The 16,859-nt window shown below is 72.4% G+C and carries 17 protein-coding genes; 8 read left to right on the top strand and 9 right to left on the bottom strand.

The annotated features are described in order from the left end of the window. Window positions 1–2 precede the first annotated feature (2 nt). Both FHX82_RS30110 and FHX82_RS30105 read right to left on the bottom strand, forming a co-directional pair. Window positions 3–1,025, bottom strand: coding sequence for an esterase-like activity of phytase family protein (locus FHX82_RS30110; protein ID WP_145937015.1), 1,023 nt, complete (start codon window positions 1,023–1,025; stop codon window positions 3–5). Window positions 1,026–1,080: 55 nt separating this feature from the next. Then, window positions 1,081–1,362, bottom strand: coding sequence for an early set domain-containing protein (locus FHX82_RS30105; protein ID WP_145937014.1), 282 nt, complete (start codon window positions 1,360–1,362; stop codon window positions 1,081–1,083). Window positions 1,363–1,547: 185 nt separating this feature from the next. Here FHX82_RS30105 and FHX82_RS30100 point away from each other — a divergent pair, with 185 nt between their 5' ends. After that, window positions 1,548–5,648 carry a SpoIIE family protein phosphatase gene (locus FHX82_RS30100; RefSeq protein WP_145937013.1) on the top strand — a complete coding sequence of 1,367 codons (4,101 nt, stop codon included), beginning with the start codon at window positions 1,548–1,550 and terminating at the stop codon, window positions 5,646–5,648. Next, complete coding sequence (locus FHX82_RS30095) at window positions 5,649–5,954, top strand: STAS domain-containing protein (RefSeq protein WP_145937012.1); 306 nt, start codon at window positions 5,649–5,651, stop codon at window positions 5,952–5,954. Window positions 5,955–5,971: 17 nt separating this feature from the next. Here FHX82_RS30095 and FHX82_RS30090 read toward each other — a convergent pair whose 3' ends face one another. Beyond that, window positions 5,972–7,390: an AAA-type ATPase lid domain-containing protein gene (locus tag FHX82_RS30090; protein WP_145937011.1), complete on the bottom strand. Its 1,419-nt coding sequence runs from the start codon at window positions 7,388–7,390 to the stop codon at window positions 5,972–5,974. A 177-nt stretch (window positions 7,391–7,567) separates the two neighbouring features. Between FHX82_RS30090 and FHX82_RS30085 the strand changes: the two genes are divergently transcribed. The 3 genes from FHX82_RS30085 to FHX82_RS30075 are packed head-to-tail and all read left to right on the top strand — an operon-like array spanning window position 7,568 to window position 10,286. After that, window positions 7,568–8,581, top strand: coding sequence for an amidohydrolase family protein (locus FHX82_RS30085; RefSeq protein ID WP_145937010.1), 1,014 nt, complete (start codon window positions 7,568–7,570; stop codon window positions 8,579–8,581). Next, window positions 8,578–9,264: an iron-sulfur cluster assembly protein gene (locus FHX82_RS30080; protein ID WP_145937009.1), complete on the top strand. Its 687-nt coding sequence runs from the start codon at window positions 8,578–8,580 to the stop codon at window positions 9,262–9,264. Before FHX82_RS30085 ends, FHX82_RS30080 begins: the two co-directional genes overlap by 4 nt. Continuing rightward, window positions 9,261–10,286, top strand: a complete 1,026-nt coding sequence (locus FHX82_RS30075; protein WP_145937008.1) for an NAD(P)-dependent alcohol dehydrogenase — start codon at window positions 9,261–9,263, stop codon at window positions 10,284–10,286. Before FHX82_RS30080 ends, FHX82_RS30075 begins: the two co-directional genes overlap by 4 nt. Before the next feature lie 31 nt (window positions 10,287–10,317). Here FHX82_RS30075 and FHX82_RS30070 read toward each other — a convergent pair whose 3' ends face one another. After that, window positions 10,318–11,247, bottom strand: coding sequence for a glycosyltransferase family 9 protein (locus FHX82_RS30070; protein WP_145937007.1), 930 nt, complete (start codon window positions 11,245–11,247; stop codon window positions 10,318–10,320). Between the two features lie 9 nt (window positions 11,248–11,256). Next, window positions 11,257–12,141 carry a MarR family winged helix-turn-helix transcriptional regulator gene (locus FHX82_RS30065; RefSeq protein ID WP_145937006.1) on the bottom strand — a complete coding sequence of 295 codons (885 nt, stop codon included), beginning with the start codon at window positions 12,139–12,141 and terminating at the stop codon, window positions 11,257–11,259. 130 nt (window positions 12,142–12,271) lie between these two features. Here FHX82_RS30065 and FHX82_RS30060 point away from each other — a divergent pair, with 130 nt between their 5' ends. Then, on the top strand, window positions 12,272–13,066 hold the full coding sequence (locus FHX82_RS30060; protein ID WP_145937005.1) for an SDR family NAD(P)-dependent oxidoreductase: 795 nt from the start codon (window positions 12,272–12,274) through the stop codon (window positions 13,064–13,066). Between the two features lie 25 nt (window positions 13,067–13,091). Here FHX82_RS30060 and FHX82_RS30055 read toward each other — a convergent pair whose 3' ends face one another. Further along, the gene (locus FHX82_RS30055) at window positions 13,092–13,505 is read right to left on the bottom strand and encodes an SRPBCC family protein (protein WP_145937004.1); all 414 of its coding nucleotides are present in this window, start codon (window positions 13,503–13,505) and stop codon (window positions 13,092–13,094) included. 27 nt (window positions 13,506–13,532) lie between these two features. Then, the gene (locus FHX82_RS30050; protein ID WP_145937003.1) at window positions 13,533–13,925 is read right to left on the bottom strand and encodes a YchJ family protein; all 393 of its coding nucleotides are present in this window, start codon (window positions 13,923–13,925) and stop codon (window positions 13,533–13,535) included. 155 nt (window positions 13,926–14,080) lie between these two features. Here FHX82_RS30050 and FHX82_RS30045 point away from each other — a divergent pair, with 155 nt between their 5' ends. Next, window positions 14,081–15,007, top strand: coding sequence for a helix-turn-helix domain-containing protein (locus FHX82_RS30045; RefSeq protein ID WP_183176917.1), 927 nt, complete (start codon window positions 14,081–14,083; stop codon window positions 15,005–15,007). A gap of 3 nt (window positions 15,008–15,010) precedes the next feature. Here FHX82_RS30045 and FHX82_RS30040 read toward each other — a convergent pair whose 3' ends face one another. Continuing rightward, the gene (locus tag FHX82_RS30040; RefSeq protein WP_145937001.1) at window positions 15,011–15,211 is read right to left on the bottom strand and encodes a hypothetical protein; all 201 of its coding nucleotides are present in this window, start codon (window positions 15,209–15,211) and stop codon (window positions 15,011–15,013) included. On the opposite strand from FHX82_RS30040, the gene FHX82_RS30035 reads away from it, so the two are divergent. After that, a complete protein-coding gene (locus tag FHX82_RS30035; RefSeq protein ID WP_145937000.1) occupies window positions 15,179–15,478 on the top strand; it encodes a hypothetical protein in 300 nt (99 codons plus the stop codon). The two genes, FHX82_RS30040 and FHX82_RS30035, sit on opposite strands and share 33 nt — an antisense overlap. Here FHX82_RS30035 and FHX82_RS30030 read toward each other — a convergent pair. Beyond that, the gene (locus FHX82_RS30030) at window positions 15,467–16,756 is read right to left on the bottom strand and encodes an MFS transporter (RefSeq protein ID WP_145936999.1); all 1,290 of its coding nucleotides are present in this window, start codon (window positions 16,754–16,756) and stop codon (window positions 15,467–15,469) included. The genes FHX82_RS30035 and FHX82_RS30030 overlap by 12 nt on opposite strands. Between the last annotated feature and the right edge of the window lie 103 nt (window positions 16,757–16,859).

Genomic DNA, 16,859 nt, shown 5'->3' with positions numbered 1-16,859 from the left:
CCTCAGCGGCGCGGAAGGGCCACGCTCAGCGAGTACAGCCGGGTGATCTGGGTGGCGCTCTGGTTGTCGTCGCTCACCAGCAGCACTCGCAGTCGCCCGCCAGGCGCGGTGCCGAGCACGGCCATCCCCTCGATGTTGTCCAGCAGCGGGTTGAGCTGCGGCTGCTTGGCGGTCGCGCCGAGCGACGGGCAGTCCTCCAGGTCGGCCAGCGGCGTCTTGCGCACCAGCCGCACGTCCTGTGCGGACAGCGTGTCCACGCCGCTGACGTCCGTCGCGCCACGCGGGTCGGCGAGGTAGAGGCGGATGGTGTTGCCGACGCCGGCGGTGAACCCGCGCTCCAGCACGAGCAGCCGCCCGTCACCCGTCGCGGTCACTTCGGCGACGCCGAGCCCCACGTCGACGCGGTAGCCGTACTGCGCCGCGAGCGCGAACTCGCCCCGCGTCCGCTCCCAGGTCTGGAACCGCACGAGGTCGGCCTGGTCGCCGGACAGCGGCTGCTCCATCGACGCCACCAGCGTCCGGCCGCCCGGCTGCAGGGTGAGGCCCTCGAAGGTCGCGTTCGTCGTGGCCCGGCCCGCGGGCGCGACGCGCAGCGAGTCCGGCACGGGCAGCCGGTCCAGCAGCGTGCTGTCCGGGGTGTAACGGCCGATCGACGGCTCCACCTCGGACGTGACGAGGCGCGTGCCGTCGCGGTCGATGGCCAGGCCCTCGGAGTCCAGCGCCTGCCCGTTCGCGTCGGCCAGCGGCACGACGCGGGTGGGCTGCTTCGTCCGGCGGTCCAGGGTGAACAGTGCCGACCGGTCGGAGAGGGCGGTGAGGTCGCCGTTCCGGTCGACCGCGAGCGCCGAAAGATTACCCACGAACGTGTTGTCGAAGGTCGTCTTGTCGAGTGCATCGGAGAAGGACTCGATGTTCACCCAGGAGGAGCACGAGCGCGCCGGGGCGGCGGAGGCCGCCGCGGGCGCGGCGAGACCGCAGGCGAGCAGGGCGCCTGCGGCGAGCGTGACAGCGGTACGGGAAGCCATGGGCCCGCAACCTACCGGCGCCGCGCGAACGGCGGCCGAACTCGCGCCGAAGATCTCAGACGGCGATGCGGGGGTTGCCGCGGTCGTCCCGGTCGGCCACGGCCGGGTCGTCGCTCCAGTGGCCGCCCTCGCTCAGGTAGCGGAACGACAGGACGCTGCCCGAGGGCAGGGTGACCGAGGCCGACTTCCGCCCGTTGGACCGGCCGCGCAGCACGATGCTGCCGGGGGTCCAGTCGTTGAAGCAGCCCACGACGCTCGTCGCGCCCGGGAACTGGTCCTTCTCGACGGAGAAGGTCACCCGGACCTTGCCGAACGGCAGCTTCTTCAGCGTGATCATCTGTCGGGGGTTTCCTCTCGGGAACGGCTGTGGACGCCGGGCCGGACGCCTTCGGCCTCCCGGAGCGCCACACCCTACTGCGATCAGCCACGACGGCAAAAGGGCTCACCCGACCAGGTGGTGCGCGTACACGCGGTCGGTCATGACCCGAGCGGGTAATGTCACAGACCCGGAAAGGAGTGGCGATGAGCGGCGGTCCCGACGCGCTGTTCCCGGGCGCCAGCCGGATGGCGGCCCGGATGCGGAACTTCGCCTGGGGCGACTCCCCGTTCGGCGCACCCGAGACCTGGCCGGCCGCCCTGCGCACGGCCGTGCGGATCTGTCTCACCTCGCGTTTCCCCATGATCATCTGGTGGGGTGAGGAGCTGCGGTTCCTCTACAACGACGCGTACCTGCCGCTGCTGGGCACCAAGCACCCCGCGCTGGGCAAGCCGGGCGAGCGGGTGTGGACCGAGATCTGGCACATCATCGGCCCGATGCTCGACGGGGTGATGAGCACCGGCGAGGCCACCTGGTCCGAGGACCTCCTGCTGCCGATGAACCGGCACGGCTACTGGGAGGAGACCTACTGGACCTACTCCTACAGCCCCCTGCACGACGACGACGGCACGGTCCGCGGCGTGTTCACGGCGGTCAGCGAAACCACCGAGCGCGTGATCGGCGAGCGCAGGCTCGCCCGGCTGCGTGAGCTGGGCGCGCACGCGGGAACTGCGAAGACCGTGCCCGAGGCGTGTGCGCTGGTGGCCGAGGTGCTGCGCGGCGCCGCCGAGGACGTGCCGTACGCGGCGATCCACCTGTGCGGCGAGAACGGCGAGCTGGAGCTGGTGGCGGCCACCGGCCCGGCACCGCGGCCGCGGCCGGACGGCCCCGGCGGCTGGCCGCTGGCGGAGGTGCTCGGGGACGGCGAGCCGCGGCTCGTGACGGACGTGGCGGAGCGCTTCGGCGACCTGCCCGCCGGCGGCTGGACCGCCCCACCGGGCGAGGCGGCGGTGCTGCCGCTGCAGGGCGAGACCGGCGCCGACACCGTCGGGGTCATGGTGCTGGCGGCCAGCTCGCGCCGCGCGCTCGACGAGTCGTACCGGACGTTCCTCGGCCTGGTCGCGCAGCAGTCCGCCGCGCTGATCAACAGCGCCGTCGCCTACCAGGAGCAGCAGCGGCGGGCCGAGGAGCTGGTGGCGCTCGACGAGGCGAAGACGCGGTTCTTCGCCAACATCAGCCACGAGTTCCGCACCCCGCTGACGCTGATCCTCGGCCCGGTCGGCGAGCTGCGGGAGCGGCTCGCCGACGAGAGCCTCCGCGAGGAGGTCGAGGTCATCCACCGCAACGGGCTGCGGCTGGGCAAGCTGGTCAACAACCTGCTCGACTTCTCCCGGATCGAGGCGGGCCGCATGCAGGCCCGCTACGAGCCGGTCGACCTGGCGGGGTTCACCGCGGAGCTGGCGAGCCTGTTCCGCGCCGCGGTGGAGAAGGCCGGGCTGGGGTTCGAGGTCGACTGCCGGCCGTTGTCCGGTCCGGTGTTCGCCGACCGCGGGATGTGGGAGAAGGTGGTCCTCAACCTGCTGTCCAACGCGGTCAAGTACACCTTCGACGGCGACATCCGCGTCGTGGTGGGCGAGGCGGACGGCGAGGCCGTCGTGACGATCGCGGACACCGGCATCGGCATCGCCGCGAACGAGCTGCCGCGGCTGTTCGAGCGCTTCCACCGCATCCCGTCGGTCCGCGCCCGGTCGAACGAGGGCAGCGGGATCGGGCTCGCGCTCGTGCGGGAGCTGGTGCACCTGCACGGCGGCACGATCACCGCCGAGAGCACGCCCGGCGCGGGCACGGTGTTCACGGTCCGGCTGCCGTTCGGGTCGGCGCACCTGCCCGCCCAGCAGGTGGTGTCCACGGCCACCGCGGACGGGGTCACGGCGGAGACCGCCGACCCGTTCGTGCAGGAGGCCCTGCGGTGGCTGCCCGACGGCACGGCGGAGACCGGGGAGAACGGGGAAGCCGCCGCGCCGCATCCCGGCGAGCGGCGCCCGCACGTGCTCGTGGCCGACGACAACGCCGACATGCGCGACTACCTCGTCCGCCTGCTCCGGCCGCGCTACCGGGTCCAGGCCGTCGCCGACGGCAAGGCCGCGCTCGCCGCGGCGCTGCGCGAGCCGCCCGACCTGCTGGTGAGCGACGTGATGATGCCGGGCCTGGACGGGCTCGGCCTGCTGTCGGCGTTGCGCGCCGACTCCCGCACGGCCGGTGTGCCGATGCTGCTGCTGTCCGCGCGGGCGGGGCAGGAGGCGGCGATCGAGGGGCTCGCCGCGGGCGCCGACGACTACCTCGTGAAACCGTTTTCCGCCCGCGAGCTCCTCGCCCGCGTCCGATCCACTGTGGAGCTCGCGCGCGTGCGCACCCAGCACACGCGCTGGCGTGCGGCGCTGATCGACTCGCTGCAGGAGGGGTTCTTCGTCAGCGACGCCGACGGGGCCGTGGTGGAGGTGAACGCGGCGTTCGGCGACCTGCTCGGCTTCGGCCCCGAGGGCGTGCCGTACGAGCCCGAGCACCCGTGGTGGCCGGACCCGCAGCAGGATCCCGCCGCGTACGCCGAGGTGCGCGGGTCCTTCGCCCTCACACGCACCGAACCGTCGGGCAGTTTCGTGCTGCCGTTGCGCCACCGCGACGGGCACCGGGTGTGGGCGGCGCTCAACTTCAACGCGGTGTACGACGACCAGGCCCGCCGCCGGGTCGTCGGCACGATCCGGGACGTGACCGCGGAGCGCTACACGGTGCAGCGGGAAAGCGCTCTCTCGGAGCTGAGCCAGCGCCTCGCCCGCGCGGCCGGGGAGCCCGACGTGGTGCAGCAGGCGCTGGAGTTCCTGCGTGACCTGTGGGGGGCGCGGCGGGTGCTGGCCGCGACGTGGCGGGACGGCAAGGCGCCGGACGTGGTGTCGACGGAGAACCGCGCCACGTACTGGCACGAGCTGCCCGAACCGTTGCGCCGGACGATCGCGGACCTGCGTGCCCTGCCGCCGCTGCACGCCGGGAACTCCTTCGAACCCAAGGGAAATCCGGGCGCGGGGACCACTGTGGACCATCCCGACGGGCAGCTGGCGATCTGGGTCGAGCCCGATCCGGCGCGTCCGCTCGGCGCGCAGGACGAGACGCTGCTGGTGCTGCTGTGCGGCACGCTCGCGCAGGCCCTGCGCCGCGCGCACGTCGCGGACCAGCAGCGCGCGGTCGCGCTCGCCCTGCAGCGCTCGGTGCTCGGCCCCGCGCAGCTGCCGCCGGGTTTCGCGGTGCGCTACGAGCCCGCGACGCCGCCGCTCGAAGTCGGCGGCGACTGGTACGACGTGGTGCCGCTGCCGGACGGGCGCACCGGGATCGTCGTCGGCGACTGCGTGGGCCGCGGGCTGCCCGCGGCCGCGGTGATGGGCCAGCTGCGCAGCGCGTGCCGGGCACTGCTGCTGGAGGCGGGCAGCCCGCGGCACACGCTCACCGCGCTGGACCGGTTCGCCGACCAGGTGCCGGGCGCGGCCTGCACGACCGTGTTCTGCGGCGTGCTGGATCCGGAGACCGGCACGCTGACCTACAGCAGCGGCGGTCATCCGCCGGGCATCCTGGTCGACGCGGCCGGGGCGGTCCGGTGCCTGGAACAGGGGAACGGCGTGCCGCTGGCGGTCGGGACGGACGTGGCGAGGCAGGAGACCAAGGTGGTCGTCCCGTCGGGCGGGGTGCTCCTGCTCTACACCGACGGGCTGGTGGAGCGCCGGCGCCAGCCGCTCGACGTGGGGATCGACCGGGCCGCCGAGGTCGCCCGGGAGGGGCGCGCGGAGGACCTGGAGGACCTCGCGTCGCGCCTGATGCGGTCCCTGCAGCCCGACGCGGGTTACGACGACGACGTGGCGCTGCTGCTGTACCGCAGGTCGATCCCGGACTTCGCGGGCACGTGGCACGCGGACCCGGAGAATCTCGCGCCGATGCGGGGCGCGCTGCGGGAGTGGTGCCTCGGGGCGGGGCTGGACCGGCACCTCGCGCAGGACGTGCTCGTGGCCGTCGGCGAGGCGGTCACCAACTCGATCGAACACGCCTACCCCGGCCGGACCGCGGACGTCGGGCTCACCGCCCGGTTGTCCGAAGGGAGGCTGACCGTGGTCGTCACCGACACCGGCCGGTGGCGCATCCCGCCGCCCGACAACCACGTCCTGCGTGGCCGGGGCCTGGACATGATGCGGGCCCTCGCGCAGGAGGTCGTGGTCGACACCTCCGACACCGGCACCATCGTCACCCTGCAGTGGAGGACCAGGTAGATGTCCACGCCGTTCACGACCTCGCTCGGCGAAGCCCCCGACGGAGGCCGCGTGCTCACCCTCACCGGTGAGATCGACCTGACGAACGTGGAGGAGCTGCGGACGGCGCTGGACCTGGCGACGCGCGACGTGCGCCCGGTGACGGTCGACCTGACGCGGGTGGAGTACCTGGACAGCTCGGGGCTGACGAGCCTGTTCGCCTACACCGACGACCACGAGCTGCGCATCGTGGCGTCGTCGCTACTGGCGCGGGTGCTGAACGTGTCGGGCCTGACCCAGGTGGCGGACGTGACCATTGTGGACTGACCACTGTGGACTGACGCTCACCGCGCGCGGCCGGGCACCTTGATGTCGTAGTGGGCGATCTTGCGGTAGATCGTCGCGCGGCTCATGCCCAGCAGGGTCGCCGCCTTCGCGACGCTCGCGCCCGGCTGCGTCAGGCAGCGCACGATCTCGTCCCGCTCCACCGCCTCCATCCGGGTCAGCCGGTGGGTCGCGCCGCTGAAGACCTCCGGCGCCAGGTGCCGCGTGTCGATCACGTCCGCGCGCGCCGCCGCCTGACGGACGACCTCCCGCAGCTGCCGCACGTTGCCCGGCCACTGGTACGCCTGCAGCGCCCGCAACGCCGCCGTCGTGAACTCCCGCCTGCCCGCGAACGACCGGGCCAGCGGCTCGACGTCGTCCGGGCGGTACCGCAGCGCCGGCACCTCGACCACGGAGTCCACCAGCTCGCCGAGCCCGTCCGGCAGCGCGCCCGGGTCCGCGGCGGTCAGCACGAACGGCGCGGGCACCGCGGGCGGCACCGCCGCCAGCGCCCGCGCCAGCTCCTCCGCCGCGGACGCGGGCAGCGCGTCGACCCCGGAGACGATCACGCCCGTGTCGTCCTTGCCCAGCTCGGGGGCCCACAACGCGAGCCACGCGTCCGCATCCCGCGGGGCGGGCGGGCGCGCGTTGAGCACGCGTTCCCGCGGCCGCACCGTCCGCCGGGCCATCGACGCGAGCACCGTCTTGCCCACGCCGGGCTCCCCGGTCACCACGACCACGCGCCCGCGCCCGACCGCTTCCTCCGCCTCGGTCAGCGCGTCCTGCCAGCCCCGCGACAGCCGTAGCCGCGCCTCGGGCAGCCTGTCGCTGTACACGCGGAACACCTCGCCGCGCGGGGCCGGCCGCACCGGACGGCCGGAACCGCGGGCCATCATGAGCGCCGCCGTGTTGCCCGCCGCGGCCTGCGCGACCGCCAGCAGCAGCTCCTTCGACGACTGCGACCACGTGGTGAGGTTGACGCTGCCCAGCAGGGCACCGGTCGCCGGGTCGAGCACCGGCGCCGCGGCGCACGTGTAGCCCCACAACCCGGAGCAGTAGTGCTGCTCGGCGCTGACCAGCGACGGGGCGCGGTCGGCGAGCGCGAGACCGAGGCCGTTGGTGCCCGCGTTGCGTTCGGCGTAGGAGAAGCCGGGCGCGAGGTGCACCCGGTCCAGCGAACGCAGGATCGCGTTGTCGCTGCACAGGCGGCTGAGCACGAAGCCCTCGCTGTCGGTGAGCATGAGGCTGACCGGCTCGTTCGCGAGCGTCTCGTGCAGCCCCCGCAGCACCTCGTTGCCGCACTCGCAGAACAGGGACTCGTCGTCGAAGGTGCCGGTGAACACGGGCTGCACCTCGTCCGGCGGCACCCCGTACCGTTCGCTGCGCTGCCACGACGCCCGCAGCCGAGCAGGCACCGCCACCCCGCGTTCGGGCTCCATCCGACCACCTCCCCGGTCGCGTCACTGCGGCCCGCGGCTTCCACGGTACCCAACACCCGGCGTACGCCCCGTCACTCACTTGTCTCAAATTGAGACGGCCACGGCCCCCGTAGGACGGCCGCGCTCCCTAGCGTCGCTTTCCGAACGTGCCACCGCAGCCACGCATCGGAGGACCCCGTGTACACCAAGGACGGCGAGAAGTACTTCATCGTCGACGCGCACATCGCACTGTGGGACGCGCGGCCGGAGAACCAGCGCAACATCCACGGCAAGCAGTTCATCGACTGCTTCTACGACTACCACCGCAACCTCAGCCCGTCCTCGGAGCTGTGGCCGTACGAGGAGTACCTCTACTACGGCGGCGAGCGGCTCATGAAGGACCTGTTCGAGGACGGGTACGTCGACCACGCCGTGTTCCAGCCCGCGCGGCTGGGGGAGTTCTACGGCAACGGGTTCGGCCAGACCGAGGAGGCGTTCGCGCTCGCCCAGGCGCACCCGGACAAGCTGACCTACAACCACTACTTCGATCCGCGCGACGGGGAAGCCGGGCTCGACCGGCTGCGTCGCGACGCGGAGCGCTTCGGGCTCAAGGGCGTCAAGCTCTACACCGCCGACTGGCACGGCGACTCACGCGGCTACAAGCTCGACGACCCGTGGACCTACCGGTACCTGGAGGTGTGCCGTGAGGTGGGCATCCGCAACATCCACGTCCACAAGGGACCGACGATCCGGCCGCTGGACCGCGACGCGTTCGACGTCGCCGACGTGGACCACGTGGCCACGGACTTCACCGACCTGAACTTCGTCGTGGAGCACTGCGGGCTGCCGCGGCTGGAGGACTTCTGCTGGATCGCCACGCAGGAGCCGAACGTGCACGCCGGGCTCGCCGTCGCGATCCCGTTCATGCACACCCGGCCACGGTACTTCGCGCAGATCATCGGCGAGCTGCTGTACTGGCTGGACGAGGACCGCATCCAGTTCTCCAGCGACTACGCGCTCTGGACGCCGCGGTGGCTGGTCGAGACGTTCGTGGACTTCCAGATCCCCGAGGACATGACCGAGTACGCGCCGCTGACGACCGCGCAGAAGAAGAAGATTCTCGGGCTGAACGCGGCGAAGATGTACGACATCGAGGTACCGGCGGAGCTGCGGCTGCCGGAGGTCGAGACGCAGGCGGTGTCGGTCGCATGACGGACATCGAAACCAGGGCCCTGCGTGCCCTCGACGCGGTGTACGACCCGGAGCTGGACGAGCCGATCACCGAGCTCGGCTTCGTGCGGTCGGTCGAGCACGCCGACGGCGAGCTGACCGTCCACTTGCGACTGCCGTCGTCGTTCTGCTCGCCGAACTTCGCCTACCTGATGGCGTCCGACGCGAAGGACGTGCTAACGGAGCTGGCGCCGCGGGTGACGGTGGTCCTCGACGACCACCACGACTCCGACCTGATCAACCGCGGCCTGGCCGCCGACGCGGGCTACCGCGGCACGTTCGGTCACGAGGCCGAGGAGAGCCTCGACGAGCTGCGGTTGACGTTCCGGCGCAAGGCACACGCGGCGGCGATGGAGCGCGCGCTGACGTTTTATCTGCGGGCGCACGAGGACTGCGCCGAGGAGGACCTGCACGAAGTCGTGCTGGGCGACCTGCCCGACGCCCCGGCCACGCACGCGCTGCTGCGGCGCCGGGAAGCGCTGGGCTTCGGAACCGGGCCCGCCGAGCCCGTGCTGGTCGACGACCGCGGCCGGCCGTATCCGCGTGCGGAGGTTCCGCTGCGGCTGCGGTTCGCCCGTTCGGTCCGGATCTCGATCGAGGGCAACGCGCACTTCTGCCGTGGCCTGCTGCGCACCCGTTACGACTTGGCGGAGGAGGCGTCATGAAGGCGATCCAGGTGGTCGGTTACCACGAGCCGTTGCGTGCCGCGGAGGTGCCGCGGCCGGAGGTGACCGGGCCGTTCGACGTGGTCGTGAAGATCGGCGGGGCCGGGGTGTGCCGCACAGATCTGCACATCCTGGAGGGTCAGTGGGCCGGGAAGTCCGGGGTCGAGCTGCCCTACACGATCGGCCACGAGAACGCGGGCTGGGTGGCGGCCGTCGGCAGTGCGGTCACCAACGTCGCCGAAGGGGACAAGGTGATCGTGCACCCGTTGATCACCTGTGGGCTGTGCCCGGCCTGCCGCCGGGGCGACGACGTCCATTGTGTACAGAGCCTGTTCCCCGGTATCGACACGCACGGCGGGTACGCGGAGTACTTGAAGACTTCGGCACGCAGCGTGGTGAAGATCGACGACTCGCTGGAGCCCGCGGACGTGGCGGCGCTCGCCGACGCCGGGTTGACGGCGTACCACGCGGCAGCGAAGGCGGCACGTGCGTTGCCGCCCGGGTCGCGGTGCGTCGTGATCGGCGCGGGCGGGCTGGGGCACATCGGGATCCAGGTGCTCAAGGCGATCACCGCGGCGGAGCTGATCGTGGTGGACCGCAACGCGGACGCGGTGAAGCTGGCCGAGTCGATCGGCGCGGACGCGGGGATCGTGGCGGACGGCGACCACGTCGAGGAGGTGCTGGCCCTGACGGGCGGGCAGGGCGCCGAGGTGGTGCTCGACTTCGTCGGCGAGGGCGGCGCGACGCGCGACGGCGTGGCGATGCTGCGCCAGGCGGGGGACTACCACGTGGTCGGCTACGGGGAAAACCTCGACGTGCCGACGATCGACATCATCTCGGCGGAGATCAACTTCATCGGGAACCTGGTGGGCAGCTACACCGACCTGTGCGAGCTGATGGTGCTCGCCGCCCGCGGCCGGGTGAAGCTCCACACGACGAAGTACCCGCTCGACCGCTTCCAGGACGCACTCGACGACCTGGACGCGGGCCGGATCCGAGGCCGGGCGATCCTGGTGCCGTGAGGGGTGGCGTGGTCCGTCCGCTGTGGACGGATCACGCCCCCGCCGGGCTGCCCAGCAACGCCATCGACGCGGCGATCACCTCCGCGCTGCTCACCCCGAGCAGCGCGGGATCCGGGTCCTCCGCGAACGGATCACCCCGCCGTGCCGCGTCGGCGGACAGGGCTCGGTGCGGGCCTTCCGGCGGGCCCCAGTGGAACGCGGACGCCGGGCCGAACAGCGTGACCGTCGGCGTGCGGTAGGCGTACGCCAGGTGCGCGATGCCGGTGTCACCGGAGATCACCAGGCGCGCGCCGGCCACCAGTGCGGCCAATGTGGACAGTCCGGTACTGCCTGCCAGCACCGTTTCCGGCGGCAGGTGCGTGCGGGCGGCGAGTTCGAGGCAGAGGTCCCGCTCGGCCGCGGAACCCGTCAGCACCACGGGACAACCCTCGGCACGCAACTGCCGCACCACCTCGGCGAACCGGTCCAGCGGCCACCGCTTGCTGCCGTACGCGGCGCCGGGGTGGACGATCACCGCGTCCGGCGCGGGGCTCGGCACGGGCGGCGGCCGGAGCAGGAAGTCGCCGGGATCAGCGTCGATGCCGTGGGCGCGCAGCAGCCGGCACCAGCGGTCGCGTTCGTGGATGTCGTCGACCCACTCCGGCCCGGGCCAGCCGTGCCCGGAGTGACCGATCCGGCGCCCCGGCCGGAGCGCGTCGAGGACGGCGTTGCTGCGCGGGCCGGTGCCGTGCAGGTTGACCGCCACGTCCGGCCGGGCGAAGCGCGGGTCGAGCGGGCGCATGCCGTGGGTCGGCAGGAGCGTGTCGACGCACCCGGCGAGCTCGACGACCGGCCGCAGCCACTCGTTCGTGGCGAACACCAGCTCGTGCTCCGGCCAGGCCCGCCGGAGGGCCCGCAGCGCGGGCACGACGACCAGGAAGTCACCCAGCTTGAGCGGACGCAACGCGACGACGGAGTTCACGAACGCTCGTTACCCGCGCAGCTCCTTTTCGAACCAGTGGTGGGCGTAGGGTTCGTCGTTGAACGGCGCCACCTCGCGGTAGCCCGCCGCCCGGTACAGCCCGATCGCCTCCTTCAGCGCGCGGTTCGTCTCCAGCCGCGCCACCCGGGCCCCGCCGGCCAGCCCGTGCCGCTCCAGCTCCGCCAGCAGCCGCCGCCCCAGGCCGAGCCCCCGCACGGCGGACGACACCCACATGCGCTTGAGGTACACCGCGTCCCCGCCGTCCTGGTAGACGAACCCGCCGCAGCCCACCGGTTCCCCGTGCAGCGTCGCGACGAGGAACAACCCCTCCGGCGGCGTCATCACGGCCAGGTCGGGCGTCAGCGACCGGCTGAGCTCGAACCCGTCCTCGAACCGCTCGTCCAGCTCCGCGGAGTACGCCGCGAGGCAGGACTGCCGCTCCGGGCCGGTGGGATCGACCGCCGCGACCTCCACAGTGGACGCCGTGAGCAGCCGTTCGACCTCCGCCATCGCGGCGACCAGCCGGACGCGCTGACGCTCGCCGAGCGGAGCGAGGATCGACGCGGCCAGCTCGTCCGACCGCCGGTCGAGCGTCTCCCGCTCGGCCCGCCCGCGCCCGGTCAGCCGCGCCGTGCGCACCCGGGCGTCCGCCCCGCTGGGCTCGACCACCACCAGCCCGTCCCGCTCCAGCGCCCGCAGCAGCCGGCTCAGGTAACCGGAGTCGAGGTCCAGCTTCGCCCGCAACGCCCGCACATCACACCCGTCCGAGCCGATCTCCCACAGCACCCGCGCCTGGCCGAGCGGCCGGTCCCGCGAGAGGTAGGCGTCCTGAAGCGCGCCCACGCGCTGCGTGACGGCCCGGTTGAACCGCCTGACCTCGGGGATCGCGTCCATCCTCTGACTTTAGTCAGGTAATAGCGGGCCGCGCAAACGACCTGTCCGGCCACAAGCCCCATCGGTCCACAGTGTCCACCGCGGCGCGTTAGCATCGGGGTGGAATCGGCTACCGGGAAGGGAATCGGGCATGCTGCTGGACCTCCAGGGCAGGACGGCGCTCGTCACGGGCTCGACGCAGGGCATCGGGGCGGCCATCGCGGCCGGGCTCGCCCGGGCCGGGGCGCGGGTGGCGGTCAACGGCCGCAGCGAGGAGAGCGTCACCAAGGCCGCCGAGCGGCTGCGGGCCGAGGTCGACGGCGCCGACGTGTTGCCGCTGGCCGCGGACGTCTCCACCGAGGAGGGCGCCCGCTCCCTCGCCGAGCGACTGTCCAGTGTGGACATCCTCGTGAACAACCTGGGCATCTTCGGCGCCACCGAACCACTGGAGATCACCGACGAGGAGTGGCGGCGCTACTTCGAGGTGAACGTGCTCGCGGCGGTCCGCCTCACGCGCACCTACCTGCCGGGCATGATGACCCGCGGCTGGGGCCGCGTCCAGTACATCGCCAGCGACTCGGCCGTCGTCATCCCCGCCGAGATGATCCAGTACGGCGTGTCCAAGACCGCGCTGCTCGGCGTCTCGCGCGGGTTCGCCAAGGCGGCCGCGGGCAGCGGCGTGACCGTCAACTCCGTCATCGCCGGGCCGACGCACACTGGCGGCGTGGAGGAGTTCGTCTACCAGCTCGTGGACCGCGACCTGCCGTGGGAGGAGGCGCAGCGCGAGTTCATGCGCAGGCACCGGCCGCAGTCGCTGCTGCAGCGGCTCATCGAGCCCGAGGAGATCGCGAACCTCGTGGTGTACCTCAGCTCGCCGCAGGCGTCGGCGACCACGGGCGCGGCGGTGCGGGTGGACGGCGGGTACGTGGACTCCATCGTCCCCTGAACCTCCCCCGTGCGGGGGATTTTGCTCAGCCCGCCGCGACCAGCTCCGCCAACTGGTCCAGTGCCTCGCCGAGCCGCCGCTCCACTTCCTCGGCCGGATGACCCCCGTGGTTCGCGGGCTGGTCGCCGTGGAAGGACAGGTGCAGCGTGGCGTAGCTGGTGCCCCGCTCGGCGGACGACACCTGCAGCCAGCCGGTGTAGTCGCCGCTGCCGCGCCGGCCCCACTCCAGCCTCAGCTGGTCGCGCCGCGCGCCGAGCACGCCGGGTGCCTCGCGGTCGCCGTCCGGGTCGTGCACGTCCACGTCCAGGCCTGGCGGCTCGGCCGGGTGCACGGTGATCATCCCCGGCAGCCACCGGTTCAGCCGGTCGACGTCGGCGGCCACGGCGAACACCTGCTCGGCCGGGGCGGGCATCTCGCGTTCACGTTCGAATTCGGCCATGCCTCCGGCTACCCGGCCTTCGGGCCACTATTCCCGCGCCGCCACGTAAAGCCACTGCCCGTCCTCGCGGGTGAAGGTGCTCAGCTCGTGCAGGGACCCCGGCCGCCCGTCCTGCCGGTAGTGCGCCCGGAACTCCACGGTGCCCTCGGTGTGGAAGGGGCTGCCGCCCGAGGTCGCGAGCACGTCGAGGCGCGTCCACCGCAGCCCCGGCGGCAGTTCGAGCTCCGCCGGCCTGGTGCGTGGGTGCCACGTGCGCAGCAGGTACTCCGCGTCACCCGTCGCGAAGGCGCTGAACCGCGACCGCATCAGCTGCTCCGCCGTGCCCGCCGTCGCCTCGCCGCTGTGCAGGCGCCCGCAACACGTTCCGTAGTTCTCGCCCGAGCCACACGGACACCGCGCGCCGCTGTCGATCTCCACCACGCCCCGATCCTATCCGGTCCACTGTGGACAGGTGCGTGAAGTCGCTCGAAATCGCTTCCGGGCACGCGAATGCGAGCACCTCCGATTGTCTTGCCTGATGGCAGGGGATCGGCGAAAATGCGGAGTCAGCCAGCTGCCGGGAGAAGCGGACGATAGTGAACTCTCTGTCTACCGGGACTCGCACTCCCACCGCACGCAAGCTCCAGCTGGCCGCGCTGCTGCGCCACCTGCGGGAGCGCGAGGGCATCACGCAGCGTGACGCCGGTGGCGCGGTCTGGCCCCGGTCCAGCGCGGGCAGCGTGCAGAACAAGATCGCCCGCCTGGAAAGCGGCGACACCGGCATCGAGGCCGAAGACCTGCACAAGCTGCTCGCGGTGTACGGCGTCGTCGACGGGGAGCTCGCCGACCTGGCGCGGGAGCTGCAGGCCGACACCTCCCAGCGCGGCCGCTGGTCCGGCTTCCGGTCGATCTACTCCGAGCAGTACCGCCGCTACATCGACCTGGAGGAGGACGCGCTGCTGATCCGGCACGTCGCGACGGAGCAGGTGCCCGAGCTGCTGCAGTGCCGGTCGTACATGGAGGCCGAGTTCGCCGCCGTGCGCGAGGGCTCCCCGGCCCTCGCGCCGCCCGCGATCGAGGCGCGGTTCGCCCGCCAGGAGCAGGTGCTGTTCCGCGACGAGCCGCCGCAGGTGCACGCCGTGCTCAGCGAATCGTGCCTGCGGCGCGTGCAGGGGAACAAGGCCGTGATGCGGGAGCAGCTGGAGCACCTGATCTCGCTGTCGAAGAAGCGGCCCAACATCCAGCTCCAGGTGGTGCCGTTCGCACCGCGGCCGCTGCGGACCACCGCCATCCAGGAGACGGGCATCCTGGAGCGGTTCGCGCTGCTGAGGCTCGCCGCGCCGACCCTGCCGGGCCTCGAACCGGGGCACCTCGACTTCGCGTTCACCCGCACCGGGAACGAGCTGTCGCGAAGCGACGACGTGCGGCACTACGAGACGCTGTGGCGGCGCGCCACCACCGCGGCGCTGCCGGTCACCGAAAGCCGCCTGTTCCTGCGCGAGGTGCTCTACAGCTTCGGCTGACGCTCACCCGCCGAGCTGGTCCTGGATCCGCTTCATGGCCAGCAGCCACGGATCGCGGGGGTCGTCGGGGCCGAGTCTGCCCTCGGGCTCCTCCAGGTCGAAGCGGGCGAGCGCGATCCCGTACTCCACCAGGTCGTCCGGCAGGTCGTGCTCGCGCACGACCCGCCAGAAGTGGTCCTCAATGGACGGTTCGTCGCGTGCCATGACCGCATCGTCCGTCCGCGGGCGGCGGCGGGCGAGGGAAGCCAGCCGATCGGGGGTTCGCCGGATGGGTTCCGGCGCACCGCCGAGGAACGCCCGCACGGCACCGTCGCCGTCGCCCGGTACGACCACCAGCGGGTGATCCCGCCGGATCTGGACCCCGTGCGCCTGGGCGCGCCCGTGAGTGGAGTCGTGCTCGTGCCCGGCGAGTCCTATGTGGACGTCCAGCCGGCGGCGGAGCTGGTACCGGTGTCCGGATCAGGCCTCTGACGCTGTCCGCGGTGGTTGCCGCAGCGCGAGGACCGCGCCCAGGCTGATCAGCGCCACCGCGACCATGTACAGCGAAACCGACAACGACGTGCCGGTCGAGTTCCGCAGCGCTGTCGCGATCAGCGGCGCGAACCCGCCGCCGAGCACGGCGCCCACCGCGTAGGAGAAGGACGCGCCGCTGTAGCGGTAGCGGGGCTCGAACAGCTCCGAGTACAGCGCCGACTGCGGGCCGTACGTCGCGCCGAGCCCGAGGTTCAGCACGATCACGGCGACGACGAGCAGCACCGGCTGGCGGGTGTCCACGAGCAGGAAGAACGGCACCGGCCACAGCACGAGCAGCACGGAACCCCACAGGTACACGGGTTTCCGCCCGACGTGGTCCGACCACACCGCCGATGCCACGATGCTCGCCAGCCACGTCACGCTGCCGATGATCACCACCACCAGCATCGTCGCGTTGCTCAGCTTGAGCACCGACGTCCCGTACGAGAGCAGGTACGCCAGGAACACGTACCCGATCGCGGTGTTCGCGATGAAGCTCACCGACGCGACGAGCACCTCGCGCGGCCGCTCCCGCAGCACCTCGACCATCGGCCGCCTGCTGCGGGCCTCGGCTTCGAGCGCGGCGAACACCGGGCTCTCCGCGATCCGCAGCCGGATCACCAGCCCGACCGCCACGAGCACGATGCTGAGCAGGAACGGCAGCCGCCAGCCCCCGTCGCGGAACTGCTCGTCGCTCAGCGCGCTGTTGAGCACGAAGAACACCAGCTGCGCCAGAATCAGCCCGGCGGGCACGCCGATCTGCGAGAACGAGCCGTACCGGCCGCGGTGGCGCTCCGGTGCGTGCTCGACGGCCATCAGCGCCGCCCCGCCCCACTCGCCGCCCGCGGACAGGCCCTGCAGCAGGCGCAGCACGAGCAGCAGCACGGGCGCGAGCACGCCGATGGTGCCGTAGGTCGGCAGCAGCCCGACGCCGACGGTCGCGATCCCCATCAGCAGCAGCGAAAGCACGAGCATCGCCTTGCGCCCGAGGCGGTCGCCGAAGTGGCCCCACACGATGCCGCCGACCGGCCGCGCGAGGAAGCCCACGCCCAGCGTCGCGAACGCCGCCAGCGTGCCGGACGCGGGGGAGAGCGTGCTGAAGAACAGCTTGCCGAACACGAGCGCGGCGGCCGTGCTGTAGATGAAGTAGTCGTACCACTCGATCGTCGTGCCGATCGCGCTCGCCACCGCGACCCGCCGCAGCTGCGCGCTGTCCCGCCGGACCTGCTGAGTCATCCACACCCCCGTGTGCCGGTGGCCGATGATGGCACGCGGACGGGCCGCCGGTCGACCCCCGACGAATGGCGGGTTGAGCCGGGCGGCGGAGGAGAGTTGGCTG

The organism is Amycolatopsis bartoniae (assembly GCF_014191255.1).
In the GTDB taxonomy this organism is placed as follows: domain Bacteria; phylum Actinomycetota; class Actinomycetes; order Mycobacteriales; family Pseudonocardiaceae; genus Amycolatopsis_E; species Amycolatopsis_E bartoniae.
The sequence above is the reverse complement of the archived record's forward strand: the minus strand, read 5'-3'. Positions and strand labels throughout refer to the sequence as shown.

Bases quoted from the DNA above. Each gene is read 5' to 3' on its own strand.
- FHX82_RS30080 (WP_145937009.1), top strand. From the start codon at position 8,578: ATGACGGACATCGAAACCAGGGCCCTGCGTGCCCTCGACGCGGTGTAC.
- FHX82_RS30100 (WP_145937013.1), top strand. From the start codon at position 1,548: ATGAGCGGCGGTCCCGACGCGCTGTTCCCGGGCGCCAGCCGGATGGCG.
- FHX82_RS30105 (WP_145937014.1), bottom strand. From the start codon at position 1,362: ATGATCACGCTGAAGAAGCTGCCGTTCGGCAAGGTCCGGGTGACCTTC.
- FHX82_RS30110 (WP_145937015.1), bottom strand. From the start codon at position 1,025: ATGGCTTCCCGTACCGCTGTCACGCTCGCCGCAGGCGCCCTGCTCGCC.
- FHX82_RS30060 (WP_145937005.1), top strand. From the start codon at position 12,272: ATGCTGCTGGACCTCCAGGGCAGGACGGCGCTCGTCACGGGCTCGACG.
- FHX82_RS30030 (WP_145936999.1), bottom strand. From the start codon at position 16,756: ATGACTCAGCAGGTCCGGCGGGACAGCGCGCAGCTGCGGCGGGTCGCG.
- FHX82_RS30040 (WP_145937001.1), bottom strand. From the start codon at position 15,211: ATGGCACGCGACGAACCGTCCATTGAGGACCACTTCTGGCGGGTCGTG.
- FHX82_RS30075 (WP_145937008.1), top strand. From the start codon at position 9,261: ATGAAGGCGATCCAGGTGGTCGGTTACCACGAGCCGTTGCGTGCCGCG.
- FHX82_RS30065 (WP_145937006.1), bottom strand. From the start codon at position 12,141: ATGGACGCGATCCCCGAGGTCAGGCGGTTCAACCGGGCCGTCACGCAG.
- FHX82_RS30095 (WP_145937012.1), top strand. From the start codon at position 5,649: ATGTCCACGCCGTTCACGACCTCGCTCGGCGAAGCCCCCGACGGAGGC.
- FHX82_RS30090 (WP_145937011.1), bottom strand. From the start codon at position 7,390: ATGGAGCCCGAACGCGGGGTGGCGGTGCCTGCTCGGCTGCGGGCGTCG.
- FHX82_RS30055 (WP_145937004.1), bottom strand. From the start codon at position 13,505: ATGGCCGAATTCGAACGTGAACGCGAGATGCCCGCCCCGGCCGAGCAG.